At 60.4% G+C, this 17,195-nt stretch carries 9 protein-coding genes, 1 tRNA gene and 2 rRNA genes (1 of these 12 only partly in view); 3 read left to right on the top strand and 9 right to left on the bottom strand.

The features are described from left to right. Positions 1 to 3 precede the first annotated feature (3 nt). The 6 genes from BZG35_RS09430 to BZG35_RS09415 all read right to left on the bottom strand — a co-directional run bounded on the left by BZG35_RS09430 (position 4) and on the right by BZG35_RS09415 (position 6,167). Positions 4 to 2,922 carry a TonB-dependent receptor gene (locus BZG35_RS09430; RefSeq protein WP_150125998.1) on the bottom strand — a complete coding sequence of 973 codons (2,919 nt, stop codon included), beginning with the start codon at positions 2,920 to 2,922 and terminating at the stop codon, positions 4 to 6. A 61-nt stretch (positions 2,923 to 2,983) separates the two neighbouring features. Continuing rightward, positions 2,984 to 3,940, bottom strand: a complete 957-nt coding sequence (locus BZG35_RS09425; RefSeq protein WP_171981926.1) for a FecR domain-containing protein — start codon at positions 3,938 to 3,940, stop codon at positions 2,984 to 2,986. A gap of 74 nt (positions 3,941 to 4,014) precedes the next feature. Then, complete coding sequence (locus BZG35_RS09420; protein WP_077355414.1) at positions 4,015 to 4,536, bottom strand: RNA polymerase sigma factor; 522 nt, start codon at positions 4,534 to 4,536, stop codon at positions 4,015 to 4,017. A 530-nt stretch (positions 4,537 to 5,066) separates the two neighbouring features. Continuing rightward, a complete protein-coding gene (locus BZG35_RS17640; protein WP_150125997.1) occupies positions 5,067 to 5,351 on the bottom strand; it encodes a DUF2285 domain-containing protein in 285 nt (94 codons plus the stop codon). Positions 5,352 to 5,576: 225 nt separating this feature from the next. Continuing rightward, the gene (locus BZG35_RS18320; RefSeq protein WP_256364112.1) at positions 5,577 to 5,702 is read right to left on the bottom strand and encodes a hypothetical protein; all 126 of its coding nucleotides are present in this window, start codon (positions 5,700 to 5,702) and stop codon (positions 5,577 to 5,579) included. Between the two features lie 9 nt (positions 5,703 to 5,711). Continuing rightward, positions 5,712 to 6,167, bottom strand: a complete 456-nt coding sequence (locus BZG35_RS09415) for a hypothetical protein (protein WP_150125996.1) — start codon at positions 6,165 to 6,167, stop codon at positions 5,712 to 5,714. A gap of 510 nt (positions 6,168 to 6,677) precedes the next feature. Between BZG35_RS09415 and BZG35_RS09410 the strand changes: the two genes are divergently transcribed. The 3 genes from BZG35_RS09410 (at position 6,678) to BZG35_RS09400 (ending at position 14,191) form a co-directional block, all read left to right on the top strand. After that, positions 6,678 to 7,829: a Fic family protein gene (locus tag BZG35_RS09410; protein WP_253189134.1), complete on the top strand. Its 1,152-nt coding sequence runs from the start codon at positions 6,678 to 6,680 to the stop codon at positions 7,827 to 7,829. A 247-nt stretch (positions 7,830 to 8,076) separates the two neighbouring features. Then, positions 8,077 to 12,273: a hypothetical protein gene (locus tag BZG35_RS09405; RefSeq protein ID WP_077355412.1), complete on the top strand. Its 4,197-nt coding sequence runs from the start codon at positions 8,077 to 8,079 to the stop codon at positions 12,271 to 12,273. Next, positions 12,260 to 14,191, top strand: coding sequence for a hypothetical protein (locus BZG35_RS09400; protein WP_077355411.1), 1,932 nt, complete (start codon positions 12,260 to 12,262; stop codon positions 14,189 to 14,191). The genes BZG35_RS09405 and BZG35_RS09400 overlap by 14 nt, the downstream gene beginning before the upstream one ends. Positions 14,192 to 14,872: 681 nt before the next feature. Here BZG35_RS09400 and BZG35_RS09395 read toward each other — a convergent pair. The 3 genes from BZG35_RS09395 to BZG35_RS09385 form a co-directional block, all read right to left on the bottom strand. Continuing rightward, positions 14,873 to 14,949: transfer RNA gene (locus BZG35_RS09395), tRNA-Met, on the bottom strand. Between the two features lie 66 nt (positions 14,950 to 15,015). Beyond that, positions 15,016 to 15,130: ribosomal RNA gene (rrf, locus tag BZG35_RS09390) — 5S ribosomal RNA — on the bottom strand. 70 nt (positions 15,131 to 15,200) lie between these two features. Beyond that, positions 15,201 to 17,195: ribosomal RNA gene (locus tag BZG35_RS09385) — 23S ribosomal RNA — on the bottom strand; it runs 788 nt beyond the window's last position.

Genomic DNA, 17,195 nt, shown 5'->3' with positions numbered 1-17,195 from the left:
TACCTACCACTTGCTGCGCAGGCTGAATGTGAACCGGCGTGGCGCGCCGTACCAGTTGCCGGATGACACGCCCCCGACTGATTGATAATAAGTTTCGTCCATAATGTTCTCAACGTTGAGAGCTGCAGACCATCGCTCGTTCAACTTATAGTCTAACCGTCCAGAAACAATGACGTAGGGCTCCACAGTGAACGCAAACGGCACTAAATCGACTAGGCATAGTGATTCTCCCGTGAGAGGATCAGGCTGCCCCACCTGATCCTCCGGGCACGTTGATCCTGATCGATACGCCTCGGATTGGCCATTCACCCCAGCAGATACTATCAGGTTGGCCAACCATCCACGTGCACCTGACGCACCGAAATCGTAGCTGGTCCACATCTTGTAGAGATGCTCTGGCTGGATGGTCAAAAACGGTAGGTTTTTCTCGTCTGGACCAAAGCTTTCACCTTCATTGATTGTCTCATTGAATGTGTAGCTGCCCGATATTTGCCAACCGGGCCGCAGTTCGCCGGCTATTTCGAAGTCGAGTCCCTCGCTAATCAGTGAACGGTCTGTCCGCTGAACGTAGCAACAAACATGATAGGGATCGGGCCTCCCAAGAGGTACTTCCGTCCCGTCATTTACGATTACAAAAAAGTTTCGGTTAGAATCGAAGAAGATGGAGCCATTAGGGTTACGCCTCACACGACTTAAAAAGTCTGGCTCTTGCCGGGCAAAGCCTCGTTTCTCTATGTGGTAAACGGAAAAGGTCGCATTCAGGCTACCATCTGGTGTCGCCCACTTGAGTCCAATCTCATAATTTTCCCCAGTTACTGGATCTAGACTTTCCAGATCACCATCCAAGAAGCTCGATTGATCCTGATAGATGTCAGTGTAGCCAAGGTATCCGACAAGCCGATCACTAATGTCGTAGGACAAGGCAACCGAGGGAGGCCAAGAGAGCCTCTCCTGGGTTCGGAATTGATCTCCAGCGACGTATGGGTCCCCTATGTTGCGACCAACACAATTGGTAGGGCTTGGTGTGCCGCTGTCTGGAATCGTCTCGCAGAAGCGTTCTTCAGCATACTTGAACTGGAGCCGGCTCCATCGCGCGCCCAGATCTACGTGCAGTCGCTCGAACGGATTCAGCCGAAGATTTAGGTACGCGACAGACTGCACTTGGCCAAGTTCGGGATAACGCTGGGAAGGTATGGAGCTGGCCGGTTCTGTGAACAGCGGATCGAAAGGGTTGAAGTCAAAGACATTGATGGGCGGTGACCCTGGTCTTAGCGTGTCTGCCGGACATGAGCCCGCGCCGAAGTCATCGCAGAAGCGCGGCCCGCCTGGATATGGCTGATAGGGAGCAGAGGAAGAACTGACGACGAGAGGGCCGTACGCCGTAGAACCTCCACCATTCTGGTCGCTCTGATTTATGCCAAGCGTGACCTCATGTGATTGCCCGAACAACCGAAAGGCCCCGGAAAGTGTTGCTTCGACAGAGAACTGCTCACTTGAAAAACTGTTGTACCGACCAAAAAGCCTTGGCCCAGTTAAATTAACTGGATTGACCGCTCCGCTACTGAACCCAAGTTTTTGCTCGCTGTCTTGAGTATTGTAAGTCAAATCAAGTTTGGCTGTCCAAGCTCTTCCAAACTCCTGCGAAAACGATCCGAATATCTCCGTGGTTTTAAACTCCCATCGGTTCCATGGAAATACAAAACTTCTGTGACGAGGAAGATCGAGTTCCCTCCCCGTCAAATACCTTGGCAGACCATCCTGCCAAGGGACGCTGTCCTGACTAGTTATACTGACCCCAACCGTCACTAAACTTTCCGGCGATAGGTCAAGTTCTAATATACTATAAACGAGAGATTTTTGATCTTCGCTTAGATCGTAAAACTGTTCATTATCTTGCCACGTAAATACTGCCCGACCGCGCAGGTGCCCTTCAAGGGCCAGCGGCGCTGTAACATCCAGCATAGTACGATAGTGATTCCAACTACCCAGTTCAGTATCGAGCAGCAACTGTTCACGATCGAGAGGCTTCTTTCTAACAAGATTTATGGAGCCGGATGGGTCACCGTAACCATTGAAGAGGCCGGCGGCACCTCGAAGTACTTCAACATGGTCGTACTGAGATAGGTCGATCTGGGTGAAATAGGCGGCACCAGGCCCAAGCTGCGCGAAGTTTGTCGTTAGCGGTGCCCCGCCATCGATTTGGATCGAGGTGATTTCGAACCCCCGCGAGTAGAAGCTTGTCTCGAGGCTCGTCTGGCCTTGAGCAAAGGACACACCCGGGGCCTGCTGGAGCGCCGTCGTGAAGTCGTTGATGTTCTGCTGTTCCAGGCGCTCGCCGGTGATCACACTCACCGACTGCGGCGTTTCCTGAATGCTGCGCGGCGCTTTCGACCCGATAGTCAACGCCCCACTGGTGAAGCTTCCGGTATTCTCTGTGGCCGTGATATCGCGCGAGCCGTTGACGCCATTGACGCCCGCCGCTTGGCCGGCGCGACCGAAGCTGCCGTCGCCGGTCTCTCCTTCCACCCGTACTGGCCCCAGCACCCGCTCCCCGTCCACCGGCACCGTCTGGACCGCCGCGATCGTCACCGTCGCCTCCCCTTGGAAGCTAAACGTAAGCCCCGTGCCCGCAAGGACCCGTCCCAAGGCCTCCGCATCCGTGAGCGCGCCGCGCGCACCGCCGGTCCGGCTCCCAGCGGTGATTGCGGTCTGATAAACCATCTGCACCCGCGCCTGCTCAGAGAACTGCCGCAGCGCCCGGTCGAGATCGCCAGCGGGAATGGCAAAGGTGGTCCGTTCTGCCTGATCCTGGGCCTGGGCAGGCGAAACCACGGCCGCGCCCATCGAGGCGGCGGCCAGAGCCAGAACGAAATGAGACGCAGTGAGCGCGCGACGGCGGCGAGCGGTATTGAGCTTGGTCATGATCAGTCCCCCTGCCCGCGCCAAGCGGGCCTGTGCGTGAGACACCGCTCCGTCCGTTCGCCTAACCCCCGTCGTTATCTTGACTGACGATCGTGACAGGTCCCCATCGCGTAATCCGCAGACCTTCCGTCGTCGCCAAGGCTTGCAACCCCGCGTCCAGGTCGGCGAGCTCAAAGAGCGCCGTGACGCGACGCTGACGCGCGCTGGGCTCGAGCCGGACCCATATCGGGCCGGGCGTGTAGCGATCCAGTTCGCTCAGAACGGAGCCGACCGTTTGGCCGGCGAAGGTCAGTCGCCCCGTCTGCCATTCCGCGACTCGGGACGCGTCAACGGGCGCGATGGGCGAGAGTTCGCCCGCGCCGCAGACGGCGGACTGGTTCGGCAGCACGGCGCGAAGGTCTCCCACACACGCCATTCGCACCTCGCCTTCGCGAACCACTACGTTCACCGACCCGCCGTCGCGTCGCACCCCAAACACGGTGCCGATGTCGGTGATCGTGGCGTCTCCCGCTTTGACCAGGAAGGGGCGCGTTTCCGGGGCCACGTCGAACCAGGCCTGACCCCGGCGGATAACGATGCGTCGCTCATCGACCGAATAGTCGATGTCAAAGGCGCTGTCGGTGTCGAGCCAGGCCGTGCCCCCGTCGGGGAGAGACACCATTCGGACCTCACCCTCGCCGGAGCGTTCGTCTGCGCCAGCCAGCTGAAGCTCGGGCCAGACGATGATGGCGAGCACGGCCGCCGCCGCCGTGGCGAGGCCCGCACCAAAGGTCCGGCGGTTAGCTCTCGGACGCCAACGTCGATCGACCAGCGAGGACTCGCCGAGGGGCGCGACGCCGTGCCAGGCGCGCTTGACCCGGTCAAAGGCGGCTTGATGTTCGGGACGCGCGGCAAGCCACGACCGCAGGTTCGCGACGTCGTCGTCCGTCGCTTCGCCCGACTGGAGCCGCACCCACCAACGATTGGCGATGGCGTCCGGTGTCTCCGGGGAGTCGGGTCGGGGCCGGTCCGGCTTCAAGATCGTGCGCTCACTTAAGTGACGGCTGTATGACACCGCCCACGCGGCTTCCCTAACCTAGGGCGCGGAACGGTTCAGGTTTCAACCGCCGCGACGAGGGCGGCCATCGCCCGGCGCATGTGTTTTTCCACGGCTGTGGTGGAGATGCCTAGATGTGTCGCGACCTCTCGCTGTTTGAGCCCATCGAAGCGATGCAGGCGAAACACCACCTGGCACTGCGGCGGCAAGTTCTGGATCGCGGTTTGAGCGCGATCCAGTGCCTCGGCATCGAGCACCTGGCGTTCGGGCGTGATCGCCTCGAACGGCGGAGCGATCAGATCCGCATAGGTGCTGAAGGCGGCTCGACCCCGGCCGTCGGAGCGCGCTTGATTGCGGATCAGATTGGCGGCGGTCTGGAACAGGAGCGCACGGGGATCGTGGATGGGCGGCCGAGCCCCCGACGCCCGGACATAGACTTCTTGCACGGCATCCTCGGCGGTCGCGAAACACCGCAGCCGCGACACCAGAAAACGCAGCAGTTCTGGCCGATGTCGCAGGAACGCTTGCTCGACCGGGGACGCGCCGAGATAGGCCATGTTGTCGTTGGCGAAGGTCACGCCAGCCGCTCCACGCCGGATCGATGCCGACCCAAGGCTGGGGCGACCAGGATAGTCGAAATCGGGGCAGGCGACAACATGGGATGCTGAACCCTCGGCTAGCGGGCTTTAACCTTGCCCGGGGATAACGAGCCGGACCGCGCCATGCCGAATCCGGTGCGCACGGTGCGCAGGACCCAGTCCGGGCTGCCGCCAGAGCGATTCCGCACCTTGCGCCACGAAAACGCAAGGTGCGCGCGCCGTCGCGCCTACGACGAGCACGCGCTCCAGCGCGCGCCAAATCTCGCTACCGCCCGACCCCCGCCGACCCACAGGGTGCGGCTTTTATCTTGCAATACTTATACTTTGAGCTCGTTGCGCTCCCACCACCATGCGCCTGTCACCGAAACGGATGACCTGAAACACTCAAAGCTGCGCGCGAGGACGCCGACCTGCCCGATGGACGGCGCTCTCTTGGCCCCGCCGCGGATTGTCCCGAAATGAACCGGTCGGTTGCACCCGATCTGTGGCCGGACCGACACGCCCGTCGCTCAATCCCGGCTGTCTGAGATCAGCGGCAGATAGCCTTCCGCCGACATCCATTGTGCGCGCTGAAGGTAACGACTGTGCGCCGCGACCGCTTGGTCTTCTGACGTTTCAGCAGGGAACCGCAGCACGGTTCCAATGACACTCGACGGGTCTGCGCCGGCGGACTCGGCGTCCAATAGACGGAGGTAGGTTTTCACATGGTCACGGTCGAAATCCGTCAGTTCGGTGCCCGTCGGAACATCAAGGGCGTGAGGACCGTCGGGTTCATTTGGTTGGTCGGTTGGCATTGATCAATCTTCTCATACGGACAACATCCCCCCCTAGAGAAGACGAACGACGGCCCGAATACAGTAGGTCGCGGGCGTAGGTTTTTGTGGATGGTTTGCGAGGGTGCGCCTTTCAGGAGGTGCGGCGGGAGGCGGCCATGCAGCCTCTCGCGCGCATCGGCGGCGCTTAGATGATCCAGGTCGAGGCGATCGGAGGCCAGAGAAGTCGCGACCGTCGCGGCGTCTTTACGCCGTTCCAGGCGACGCGAGATGCGCGAGAGGCAGCGTCGACCAGACGTCGGTCAGGACGATGTCGCCCTGACGCCGCGCCGTCAGCCGTGCATTGATCTCTTCGATCTCATCGGCGGTCATGTCGTGCCATCACCGTCGCAGGGGACCGGACAGACGGCGGTTCAACGGTCCGGACGGCGTGTCGATGGCGTTCTCGATGCGGTCCAGCTGCGCCGCCACCGTGGTGTTTTGGGCGCGTTCGGTTGGGGGCAACGCGCGTCGGCGGCCGGTCGCGAGGTCCACGGCGGCGTCGAAGCGACCTTCGATCAAGAGGTCATAGGGCCGAACTGAATGCGCGCCACGATCGAACAGACGCGCGCGCGTCGCCTGCGTGGTGATCGCCGCGAGCGCGCGGACGGCGTCGAGCACGGCGCGCAGACGGGCTTCCTTGCGGGCACCGATGGGGCTGCCCGCGAGCCATGTCTGGAGGCTGCGGTGGCTGACGCCGAGAAGCGGCGCGATCTCTTCATTGGTTAGACCCGACGCGACTTTCAGCTCAGCCGTCAGCACTTGGGCAGCGGTTTCCGGTGGCCGAGTCGGGATCATGATCTACCCCCGGCTGGGCTACAGAAGGCCCATAGGCGCGGCGTTCGCGCGTTTGAATGCATTGGCCCCCGCTAGCCGTGAACGTCAGAGCGAAGCGCAATCCCTGCAATGGAGTTGCGACCAAACTGGGTCCGGCGATATCGATACCGATGGATTGCCCGATCAGAAGCAAACGGCGAGAGCTTGCAACGGTCCACGGCCCGCTCCTTTGTTCGCCCAAAAGACCGCTCCTTCATCCCGCCCAGGTTATGGAATGCCGTCGCGCGCAGCCCCCGTCCAGGGCGGCCGAAGGCCGGCGCAAAGCGCGTCCCTGGACGGGGGCGAGCACGGCGGCAGCCTGTGGTAAGCGCGGGCTATTCGTCACGTCGAAAATGGCGGCGGCCCTAGTTCGGAACTGGATTGTCCCTGTGGCCACCATGGCGAATGGCTCGGCAACGCAACCCTGCGGTGATTAGCAACGCTATTCACCGCGTGATTTGCGGTGATCATGGTTGCTATTTGCGGTGATTAGTGGTGATAATCACCGCAAATGATGCGGTGATTATTTTGACGTACATACATGAGTTGGCGGAATGGCCGACCTTCCAATGGAAGGCGGAGCGCTTGGCGGAACCGCTTGCAGCGGTCAGCCGCCGCCAAGGCCTGTTGATCGGCCACATGGCCGCACTCGGCTTCCAACTACGCGCCGAAGCCGTCTTGGCCACCCTGACCGAAGACGTTCTCAAGTCCAGCGAAATCGAAGGCGAAGTGCTCGACAAGGAGCAGGTTCGCTCCTCCATTGCCCGTCGCCTGGGCATGGACATCGGCGCACTCGCGCCAGCCGATCGCCATGTCGAGGGCGTAGTCGAAATGATGCTCGATGCCACTCAGAACTACGGCGCACCGCTGACTGCCGAACGCCTGTTCAGCTGGCATGCGGCGCTATTCCCGACGGGGCGCAGCGGTCTCAGCAAGATTGTCGTCGGCGCATGGCGTGACGACAGCTCCGGCCCCATGCAGGTGGTCTCCGGTCCCATCGGACGTGAAAAGGTGCATTACGAAGCACCCGCGGCCGAACTGCTGACGCAAGAGATGGCGGCGTTCCTGGAATGGTTCGAGAGCGATTCGCCGATTGATCCGGTGCTCAAGGCCGCCGTCGCGCATCTATGGTTCGTGACCATCCACCCGTTTGATGACGGCAACGGTCGGATCGCGCGCGCCATCGCCGACATGGCCTTGGCCCGTTCAGAGAAAAGTCCGCAGCGGTTCTACAGCATGTCGGCGCAGATCCGCCAGGAGCGGAAGGTGTATTACGACCTGCTGGAAGCCACCCAGAAAGGCGATCTCGAAGTCACACGCTGGCTGGAATGGTTCCTGGCTTGCCTTGGTCGCGCCTTTGACGGTGCTGAGGCCACTCTGTCGAATGTGTTGGGCAAAGCGCGCTTCTGGGACGCCCATTCCGGAGCGGCCTTCAACGAGCGGCAGCGGAAGATGCTGAACCTTCTTCTGGAAGGCTTCGATGGCAAACTGACCAACGCTAAATGGGCGACCATCGCCAAGACTTCGCCTGACACGGCGTTGCGTGACCTCAACAATCTGGTCGGGCGCGGCATATTGATAAAGGAAGCTGCGGGTGGGCGTAGCACCAGCTACTCGCTGGTGGAGACGCCCAATGGCGTATGATTTCTCAAGTCTCTCGCCAGCCGATTCTGTCAGCCTTTAGCAAGTCCACTCAAAATCCAGTTCTGGCTCTAAGTTGCCGCGTATGATGTCCGCTCTTTGGAGGGATGCTCGGTCGATCTTCCAACTTACCCGTCTGACAAACTTGAGGAAATCTCGCTATCTGGCAACCTGTTCGAACCCGCAGCCGTCAAAGGTTAATTGATGATCGGCGATGAGCGCCTGAGCGAGCTGGCACGGAAAGACAGTAATGGCTGATCCCGCAATTCTGACAGGAGCCGTCAAAGTTGCGGCAGGAGCCATTGCCCCGGTCTTCAAGGCCGTGAAAGGCGAACTCGCGCGAAGAGACGCGGACGCCAAGCCGTTGAGTGTGACCGACCTGGACGACGAAATGAACGAGGCGCTCGACGTCCTCTCGCAAAGCGGGACCAACCCGGGCAGCGCAGCCTTCAACGCGGTGAAAGGGATACTTTCCGGGCGCCCTGAAATCTTCAACCACCCCTCGGTGCGGACCTGGCTTGAAGACGCCGGTGCTCGCACGGAAATCCGTACGGCCGTCTACGAATGGGTCGCCGACACCGAGAGCGAACCGCAGGCTGGGCCGGCGCTGTCTCACTTCAAGCCCGTCGGTACGGAGGATGCGACCGCAGGACACGTGGCGTTCGCCTACACGATCGCTTTCGTCGTCGTCAGTCTGAGCCGGAAGCTTGATGTTGGCGACAAGCTCCAGCTCCTGAAGATGGATCAACTTGGTCAGCTGGTCAGAGACCAGCCGGCCATCCCCCAACATCTGATCGATGATCTGGTCGCTCAGGAAGCCGACCGGATGCGGAAGACGCGCTTTCTCATCGGCGAGCCGATCCTGGATGAGGCAAAACGCTTCGCCGAACGGCTGACCGTGGGAGACCTGCGCGGCGCATCGCCAGCAGTGCGCGCCGCCGCGATCGCGCAGGTTGTCCGATGGAGCTCGCACGATGCTGAACTGTCGGAGATGGATCGGCTGCTCGCGATTTCCACGTCGCTCGTATCGACGCCTGAAGCCGTACTCGCGTCTGCCTTCGTTGAAGCGAAGCGGTCAGACTGGACGGGTGGAATTGCCAAGCTGCAACCGATCGACAGCCCCGCGAAGCGTTTGGTCGCGATGCAAATCCGCGCCAGAGCGGATGTCGAACCGGAGCCGCTGACGTGGCTCGCCGATGCCGGGTTTACTGCAGACGACCTGGACGCCGACGGGAAGTTTTTCCTTCTTGCTCAGATGCACATGCGCGCCAAGTGGGCAGCCGCGCTTGAGCTCGTACACGGACTAACGGCTTCCGATTTTGTGGAGTGCCCGGCGCTTCTCGCTGATGCAGCGTTCGTCCATCTCTCCTCGGCCGTCGTCGACGATCTGAAACACCTCGTCGCCGGCGGAAGCTTCCAGATCGACGCCCTCGGCTTCCCTCTCGACGACACACCCGATGGTCTCGCCGCACGGCGACTGGCTTCGTCGCTGTATGGCGAGGCGCAGCGCGCTGCTGAGTGCGTCGGAAACATGAAGAGAGCGCTCCATCTACGGAACATGGCGTTGTGGCTCGATCTGCGTGATCCCCAGACGCGACTGGAAGCGCAAGATCGTCTCACGACCATTCTGGGGGATGGCGGCGCGGATATTACCGTCGTTCCGATGGCGCTCGGTTTCGGTATTCCCATCGATATTCCCTTGGTCGAACGCGCTCTCAAGAGACAGGCCACGCTGGATCCCAAGGGCAATGACGATGTGGCGTTCGCTCACTTCGCAGTTGCTCAAGCGCGACCGACGCCCGCTGAAGCGCTAGAGTATTTCAACCGCCATCGCGAACTGCTCTACGCACATCTGAACGTCGCCGGCATGACGGACTTCGAAGTCCGATTGCTGGTGGCGGCTGGTCAATCGGGCCGTGCGGCCGAGGTCCTTGCGGGGGCGGGGAACGCATTGCTCCCGGCGCATCTCAAGATGCTCGAGGAGGTCATCGCCAACGGACCCGGTCGGCAGTCGGTCGCGTCGCTTGAGGCGGAATACGAGAAGTCAAAATCCGTTCTCGTCCTCAGCCGTCTCGTCAGCGCGCTCGCGCATGAAGGCTATTCGGACAAACTTCTCGAGCTGTGGCGGCGGCTGATCCGCGAGCTGAAGTCGCTCGATGAAGCCGAGCACCTCATCCGTTTCCTCAGCCGAAACGAGCGTTTGTCGGAGATCGATGCGATGCTGGATGATGTCGAGGACCTTATCCCCGGTTCGCAAGACCTTCGCGCCGCGAAGGCTTGGAGCGATTATCGCCGAGGCAAGTTCGGCGACGCCCAAAGCCGATTGGCTGAGCTTCAGGGTGAACGCGACGATGCCAACGATCGCGCGCTCCAGGTCAACCTCATCATCGCGTCGGGACGCTGGCCCGAACTGTTGAGCTTCGTCGATACCGAGTGGGCTGCCCGCGAGAGCCGGACCACGCAAGAGATCCTCGGTGTTGCGCAACTGGCCGCGCGAGTGAAATCGCCGCGGCTGATCGACTTGCTAACCAAGGCGACCGAGAAGAGCCCCCAGGATCCACATGCGTTGATTACGGCGTATTCGATCGCCACCGAGGCGGGTCTCGACGAGCTCGCCCACACGGGCCTTTGGCTCGAGGGGGCGATACGCACCTCGGGCGACGACGGCCCCCTTCAATCGATTTCGCTCCAGGAACTGGTCGACCAGGCGCCGGACTGGAACGCGCAGACCGATGACGTGTGGACGAAGCTGAAGGCCGGTATTGTTCCAATGGCGCTTGCGGGCTCCGCGCTTCGTCGCCCGTTGATTGAGCTCCAGCTGGCGCAGATGATCGCCAACCGCGCCGAGGACGATCCTCGCCGACGCGGCGTCGTTCCTGCGTACTCGGGAAAGCGCGGCAAGACTGAAGATGATGTGGTCAAACTGGGCCTGGATCTCAGCGCGCTGATCACCTTGGGCGCGATCGATCTGATCAGTCCCGTCCTGGCGAAGTGGGACGTTCATATAAGTCACAGCACGCTTGGCATGCTGTTCGAGCAGCAGGCCAAGGCCGGCTTCCACCAGCCGAGCCAGATCAAGGCCGCGCATGGCCTTCGTCAGGCGCTCGTCACCGGCAAGCTCGCCGTGTTCGTGGCGGGCGCGACGCCTGATTCAAAGCTCGTGGCGGAGGTTGGACTGGCGCTGGCGAGTATGCTGACGGAGGCGAGCGCCGAGTCCACGGAACCTCGTTTCGTCGTTCGATCCGGTCCGGTGACAAAGATCGGTTCGTTCAGGAACGAGAGCGTCGATCTGGGCGCGTACAAAGACGTCCTTTGCAGTTGCGAGGCGGTCATCGATAAGCTCGCGGACGCCGGGAAGTTGACCGGCGATGAAGAGCGCCGCGCCCGGCTGTACCTGCAGCAGCAGGAGACGCGATGGGAGGACGAACCCGTCATCGCCGACGGCGCGACCCTCTATCTCGACGATCTCTCGGTCTCATATCTTCGGACCGTGGGCGTGCTCGAGAAGCTCGCGAGCGCGGGCCTCAAGGTTCTTATCAGCCAGGACGAGATCGATCAGAGCAACGCTCTTATCGCGATGGAAGGGCGCGCTGGCGAAATCGACGTCGTCATCGAGCGTATTCGCGCGGCCCTCGCGGAGGGCATCGTCAGTGGCAAGGTGACCGTTATTCCGTTGGTCCCCCGCGAGGAAAAACAGGGGCTCCCAACGTACGAGACGCTCGATCTCGCAACCAAGGTCGCGGCGATCGTCTGCGACGATCGGTTCGTCAATCAGCACCGGCTCGTCGAAACGCCAGACGCCAGTTCTGCGATCTGGACCAGCCTCGACGTGATGGATCGGCTTGTCGCCTTGGGTGGGTTGTCCGAAGCTGAGCGGTTGTCGCATCGAACGACCCTTCGACAATCGGGGCTGGCGCTCTTCCCAGTCGAAGTCGACGAGATCGTCGGTCATGTGAAGCGAGCGACGGTTCGAGACGGACGTTTGGTCGAGAACGGCGACCTGCGAGCCTTCCGCGAAAATCTGGCGCTGACGCTGATGCGGGGATGGTTCGCGCCCCGGACGGAAGATCCCTGGCTGATCGGATGGGGCGAGGTCTTGATCGACGCCATGATCGCGCAATGGGGTGACGCGGCGACCGACGAGGAAGCCGCCGCGCGCTCAAACTGGCTGCTGGCTTGCGCGGATCCGAGAAACTGGTCCGCGTTGATCGACAACCCGGACTCGATCATGGCCGCGCACGGGCATGCATGGAAACTGAGCCGGCTCGCGATGAGCGTGTACGAGCTTCCCGACGAACCGAGCAGCAAACGCTTCGAAGCCTGGCTCAAGGCCAAGGTGGAGGCGCTCAAGGACAGAGAGCCGCCGAGTTATGAATGGCTCCTGGATACACTTCGTCAGATGATGACGGCATACGCTGAAAGGGACACCCGTTTTGGCGAAGGATGACCAGCGGCGAGTGCGGGCGGCGCGTTTCCTGACGTTGCTGCCGGGGTTCATTCGTCCCGCCCTGATGGCGGGCGATGATTTTCGGAAGCACCTTGGGCTTGAAGTTGAAGGATCGGTTTTCTTCGGCGCTTGCCCCGCGACCTTTCGGCGGGACGGGTTCTTTCAAACGGTCGCGCGCCTGTACGCCAACACGCAGAACTCGACCGAAACCCTGAAAGCCGACGACGGCAGTGATTGGACGATTGAGCGCGCCGACGATGTCGCCAGCTCTCCGTTGCGTTTGAGGGGCGGGGACTCGGTCTTCCTGATCCAACCGTACTTCGGCCTGAAGGCGACCCCCGAAGAAAGACTTGAGGGGTTTGACGACGAACTGGCGGCGGCGGGTCTGATCGCGGAGGATCTCACCGAGTGGCGAGAGACTCTGAAGTCGCGGACGCTGCTGCCGCCGGAAATCGCTCCGCTCGCCGATCAACTCTCAGCGGGTCCCCAAGCGGTTCTCGATGCGATCCGCGAGACGCTTGATCAGGAAACCTTCGAACTGACGGCGCTCGTTCCGACCGAACTCGCCTACTACGAGCGCTTGATCGGCAAACCCGTATCAACGCTCCCTGAACTGGCCGAACAGATTGCTCCGACGGTGATCTCGCGTTTTCTCGCATGGGATACCCTCGAGGGAGCCCGCTTCGCACTGGCCTTGTCGGCGCACGCCTCGATCCTGCGGCATGCCGACTGGTCGTCCGTCGAGGCGAGCCAATACGCAGACCTTATGAACTGGGCGCTGGAGTCGGATGATCTGATCTCCAAAGTTGGGGCTGTCGAGATCGGTTTGCCGCACGTCGCAAAAGCGCCGGAGCTCGAGGCGCCCTTGCTGGCGCTGGCGAAGCAAATCTGTTCGGCAGATGCTCAGGACGATGGCGGGCAGCTCCGGCTGCTGACCGCGATGTTCATGCTGGTCGAAGGCGAACTCCTCCGCACCGGCGTACTCCGCGAGTACCGTCCCTTTCAGCGCCGTCTCGCGTCGCTCGCTCATGCATCATTACTGATTAGAGAGGTGCCGAGCCGGGTGGATATCGCCCGATTTTCGCGGTTGGCGCTCAAGGCACGGGCCCGAAACGCCTATCTACGATCGCACATCGATCTGCGACTTGAATCACGTTGGCTGCCCGACTCGGTCGATCCGACGCGCCTCAAGGCGGAACTCATCGGTCGGCTTCAGAATGCGGTCGAGCGGAGCGCCAGCGATCTCCCGGAGGGGCCGCTGCGTAACTTCCTGACCGGCAACTCCAAAGATCACGACACCTTGTCGAAGCACATCGTGTTCCCGTTCAGCTATGCGCCCGGTCCCCTGGAAGGCGACGCACCCCCGGTCGAAAATCCGCTGCCTCCGCAGGTTCGCGAATTTCTCGACAAGCTCCCAAGCGACACGATGGTGCTCGAACCAAAGAGCGTGATCGCCCTCATCAACCTTCAGGGCGTTCACACAATTGATCCGATCTACCTCGAGCAAGCGGTCAAAAGGATCGAAGCCGCCGGTCACCGGTTCACAGCCAGTACCGACGACGCCACGGTGAAAACGCTGCTGAACGGTCTGGCTGGCGTTGCATCAACAACCCGTAATCCGGCGCTGGCGGAGCAAGTCCGCATCCTGTGCCGCAAACGACGCTACGAACGGCCCGATGCCGATTTTTCGCACCAAGAGCTTTTGATCGCGCTGATCGGCGCGGCCGCTCACGCCGAGCTTGAAGAATGGCTGAAGTTTGCCGCCGCCTGGATCGAGGAGATCGCCTTTGCGATTTCCGACAAGGCACAGGCTGGCCAGATGCTCAACGATCTGAACGTCCTGTGCGTTATCGAACCCCAGCTGCGCTCGTCCATCGGGCGTTCGATGGCGGGGCTTGAACTCTTCGCACGCGCGTGAGCTGGCTCTGAAACGTCACCGCGAGACAATCCGCTGAGCCCCCATGGGCGTGAGCGGAAATGAGCTCGACGGGATTTAATGACGCCTTTCCCTCAGTGAACCGACGTCCGCTCCTGGCGCCTTTCAGTCCTAGGAGCCCCTTCAAATCATGCAGCTCTGACGAGCCCCGCACCCCTGGCAGGGGCGAGCACGGCGGCAGCCGTGTTGTAAGCGGAGCCATTCGTCCACTTCAGTATGCGCAGCGGGCCGAGGCCTTGGACCTGATGATCCTAAGGCCGCCTCCGGCATGCCAGTGCATCGAAGCTCGTAGCGATCAGTACGGCCTTCTAAGCGCCGGACGCGTTCTGCCGGTCTAGCGCCTGACAGCGACGCCGGACGACGACCAGATCGTCGCCTGGAATGATCGGTCCGGACACAGCGTCGCGGTCGAGCGGCCTGACGATCGCAGTTCCTAGAGCACCGGCTGCCCGTCACCGACGAGGCGCTTGCGTCGGTGTGCGATGACGTTTTGAGCGCACGTTTCACAGGTCCAATCGAGAAGCGAAAAAAGTGCGATAGCACAGCAACTTACGCTACGGTTCGCCGCCTGACGCTTCCACGAGGCTGCCACGATCAATTTTTGAGTGACGAATCCGGGCAAGAAAAAACCCGCTATCCTGTTGAAATAGCGGGTTTAAATCTTGGGTGCGGGAGTAGGATTTGAACCTACGACCTTCAGGTTATGAGCCTGACGAGCTACCGGGCTGCTCCATCCCGCGGCAGATGGGTGTGTTGTGAAGGAAGATGTTCGAGAGAACTCAGATAATCTGTTGTCCGACTGGTAGACCCGGCGGCGACCTACTCTCCCGCGCCTTGAGACGAAGTACCATTGGCTCTGGAGGGCTTAACGACCGAGTTCGGAATGGGATCGGGTGGGGAACCTCCGACATAACCACCAGGTCAACCAGGCGGACAGCAGATTATTTGAGAAGACATTGTCTGTTAAAGATCGAATGAGTTTTGCTGAGAAACGATCAAGCCGATCGGATTATTAGTACCAGTAAGCTTCACGCGTCGCCGCGCTTCCACACCTGGCCTATCAACGTGGTAGTCTTCCACGATCCTCAGCGAAGCCTTGTTTTGAGGTTAGTTTCCCGCTTAGATGCTTTCAGCGGTTATCTATTCCATACTTAGCTACCCTGCTGCACAACTGGCGTCATGACAGGTCCACCAGAGGTATGTCCATCCCGGTCCTCTCGTACTAGGGACAGATCCTCTCAAGCTTCGAACACCCACGGCAGATAGGGACCAAACTGTCTCACGACGTTCTGAACCCAGCTCACGTACCACTTTAATCGGCGAACAGCCGAACCCTTGGGACCTGCTCCAGCCCCAGGATGTGATGAGCCGACATCGAGGTGCCAAACTTTGCCGTCGATATGGACTCTTGGGCAAAATCAGCCTGTTATCCCTAGAGTACCTTTTATCCGTTGAGCGATGGCCCTTCCACGCGGGGCCACCGGATCACTATGGCCGACTTTCGTCTCTGCTCGACTTGTCAGTCTCGCAGTCAGGCGGGCTTATGCCATTGCACTCGACGACCGATTTCCGACCGGTCTGAGCCCACCATCGCGCGCCTCCGTTACACTTTAGGAGGCGACCGCCCCAGTCAAACTACCCACCACGCCATGTCCCGGGACCGGATAACGGCCCTCGGTTAGACGTCAACGACAGTAAGGGTGGTATTTCAAGGATGGCTCCACCAGAGCTGGCGCCCCGGTTTCATAGCCTCCCACCTATCCTACACATACGGTCGCTAACGCCAAGGCGAAGCTATAGTAAAGGTTCATAGGGTCTTTCCGTCTGACCGCGGGAACCCCGCATCTTCACGGGGAATTCAATTTCACTGAGCCTGTGCTGGAGACAGTGGGGAAGTCGTTACGCCATTCGTGCAGGTCGGAACTTACCCGACAAGGAATTTCGCTACCTTAGGACCGTTATAGTTACGGCCGCCGTTTACCTGGGCTTCAGTTCGTCGCTTTCACAACTCCCTTTAACCTTCAGGCACCGGGCAGGCGTCAGACCCTATACGTCGCATTGCTGCTTCGCAGAGCCCTGTGTTTTTGCTAAACAGTCGCTACCCCCTGGCTTGTGCCACTCTGCAAAGGTTGCCCTAAGCAGAGTCACGCTTATTCCGAAGTTACGCGTGCAATTTGCCGAGTTCCTTCAGCACAGTTCTCTCAAGCGCCTTGGTATGCTCTACCTGACCACCTGTGTCGGTTTCGGGTACGGTCTCTGCCAGAGTTATTTCCAGGGACAACTTCCCTGCCAGGACAATCCAATAAGCCCTGACAAGTTACGCCATCCGTCACTTCTGGCTGGTGCAGGAATATTTACCTGCTTCCCATCGACTACGCTTTTCAGCCTCGCCTTAGGGGCCGACTAACCCTGCGCAGATTAGCTTTACGCAGGAACCCTTGGTCTTTCGGCGGGAGTGTCTCTCACACTCCTTATCGTTACTCATGTCAGCATTCTCACTTCCGATACCTCCAGCCAGGCTCACGCCTGACCTTCACCGGCTTACGGAACGCTCCGCTACCGCTCGCTTACGCGAACCCATATCTTCGGCGCATGGCTTGAGCCCCGTTACATTTTCCGCGCAGGATCGCTTGATCAGTGAGCTGTTACGCTTTCTTTAAAGGATGGCTGCTTCTAAGCCAACCTCCTGATTGTCAAAGCAATCCCACATCGTTTCCCACTTAGCCATGACTTGGGGGCCTTAGATGATGGTTAGGGTTGTTTCCCTTTTCACGACGGACGTTAGCACCCGCCGTGTGTCTGCCCGATAGTTCTCTCAGGTATTCGGAGTTTGGTTAGTATTGGTACCACTCGCGCAGCCCGCAACCATCCAGTGCTCTACCCCCTGAGGAATTCGTCGGACGCTCTACCTAAATAGATTTCGCGGAGAACCAGCTATGTCTAGGTTTGATTGGCCTTTCACCCCTATCCACAAGTCATCCCAGAA

Source organism: Brevundimonas sp. LM2 (assembly GCF_002002865.1).
Classification (GTDB): Bacteria; Pseudomonadota; Alphaproteobacteria; order Caulobacterales; family Caulobacteraceae; genus Brevundimonas.
This window is presented reverse-complemented; position numbering and strand designations above follow the sequence as displayed.

What these genes read in the sequence shown, in the direction of transcription:
- BZG35_RS09430 (WP_150125998.1), bottom strand. Translation starts at nt 2,922, where the DNA reads ATGACCAAGCTCAATACCGCTCGCCGCCGTCGCGCGCTCACTGCGTCT.
- BZG35_RS17640 (WP_150125997.1), bottom strand. Translation starts at nt 5,351, where the DNA reads ATGCCAACCGACCAACCAAATGAACCCGACGGTCCTCACGCCCTTGAT.
- BZG35_RS18320 (WP_256364112.1), bottom strand. Translation starts at nt 5,702, where the DNA reads ATGACCGCCGATGAGATCGAAGAGATCAATGCACGGCTGACGGCGCGG.
- BZG35_RS09415 (WP_150125996.1), bottom strand. Translation starts at nt 6,167, where the DNA reads ATGATCCCGACTCGGCCACCGGAAACCGCTGCCCAAGTGCTGACGGCT.
- BZG35_RS09405 (WP_077355412.1), top strand. Translation starts at nt 8,077, where the DNA reads ATGGCTGATCCCGCAATTCTGACAGGAGCCGTCAAAGTTGCGGCAGGA.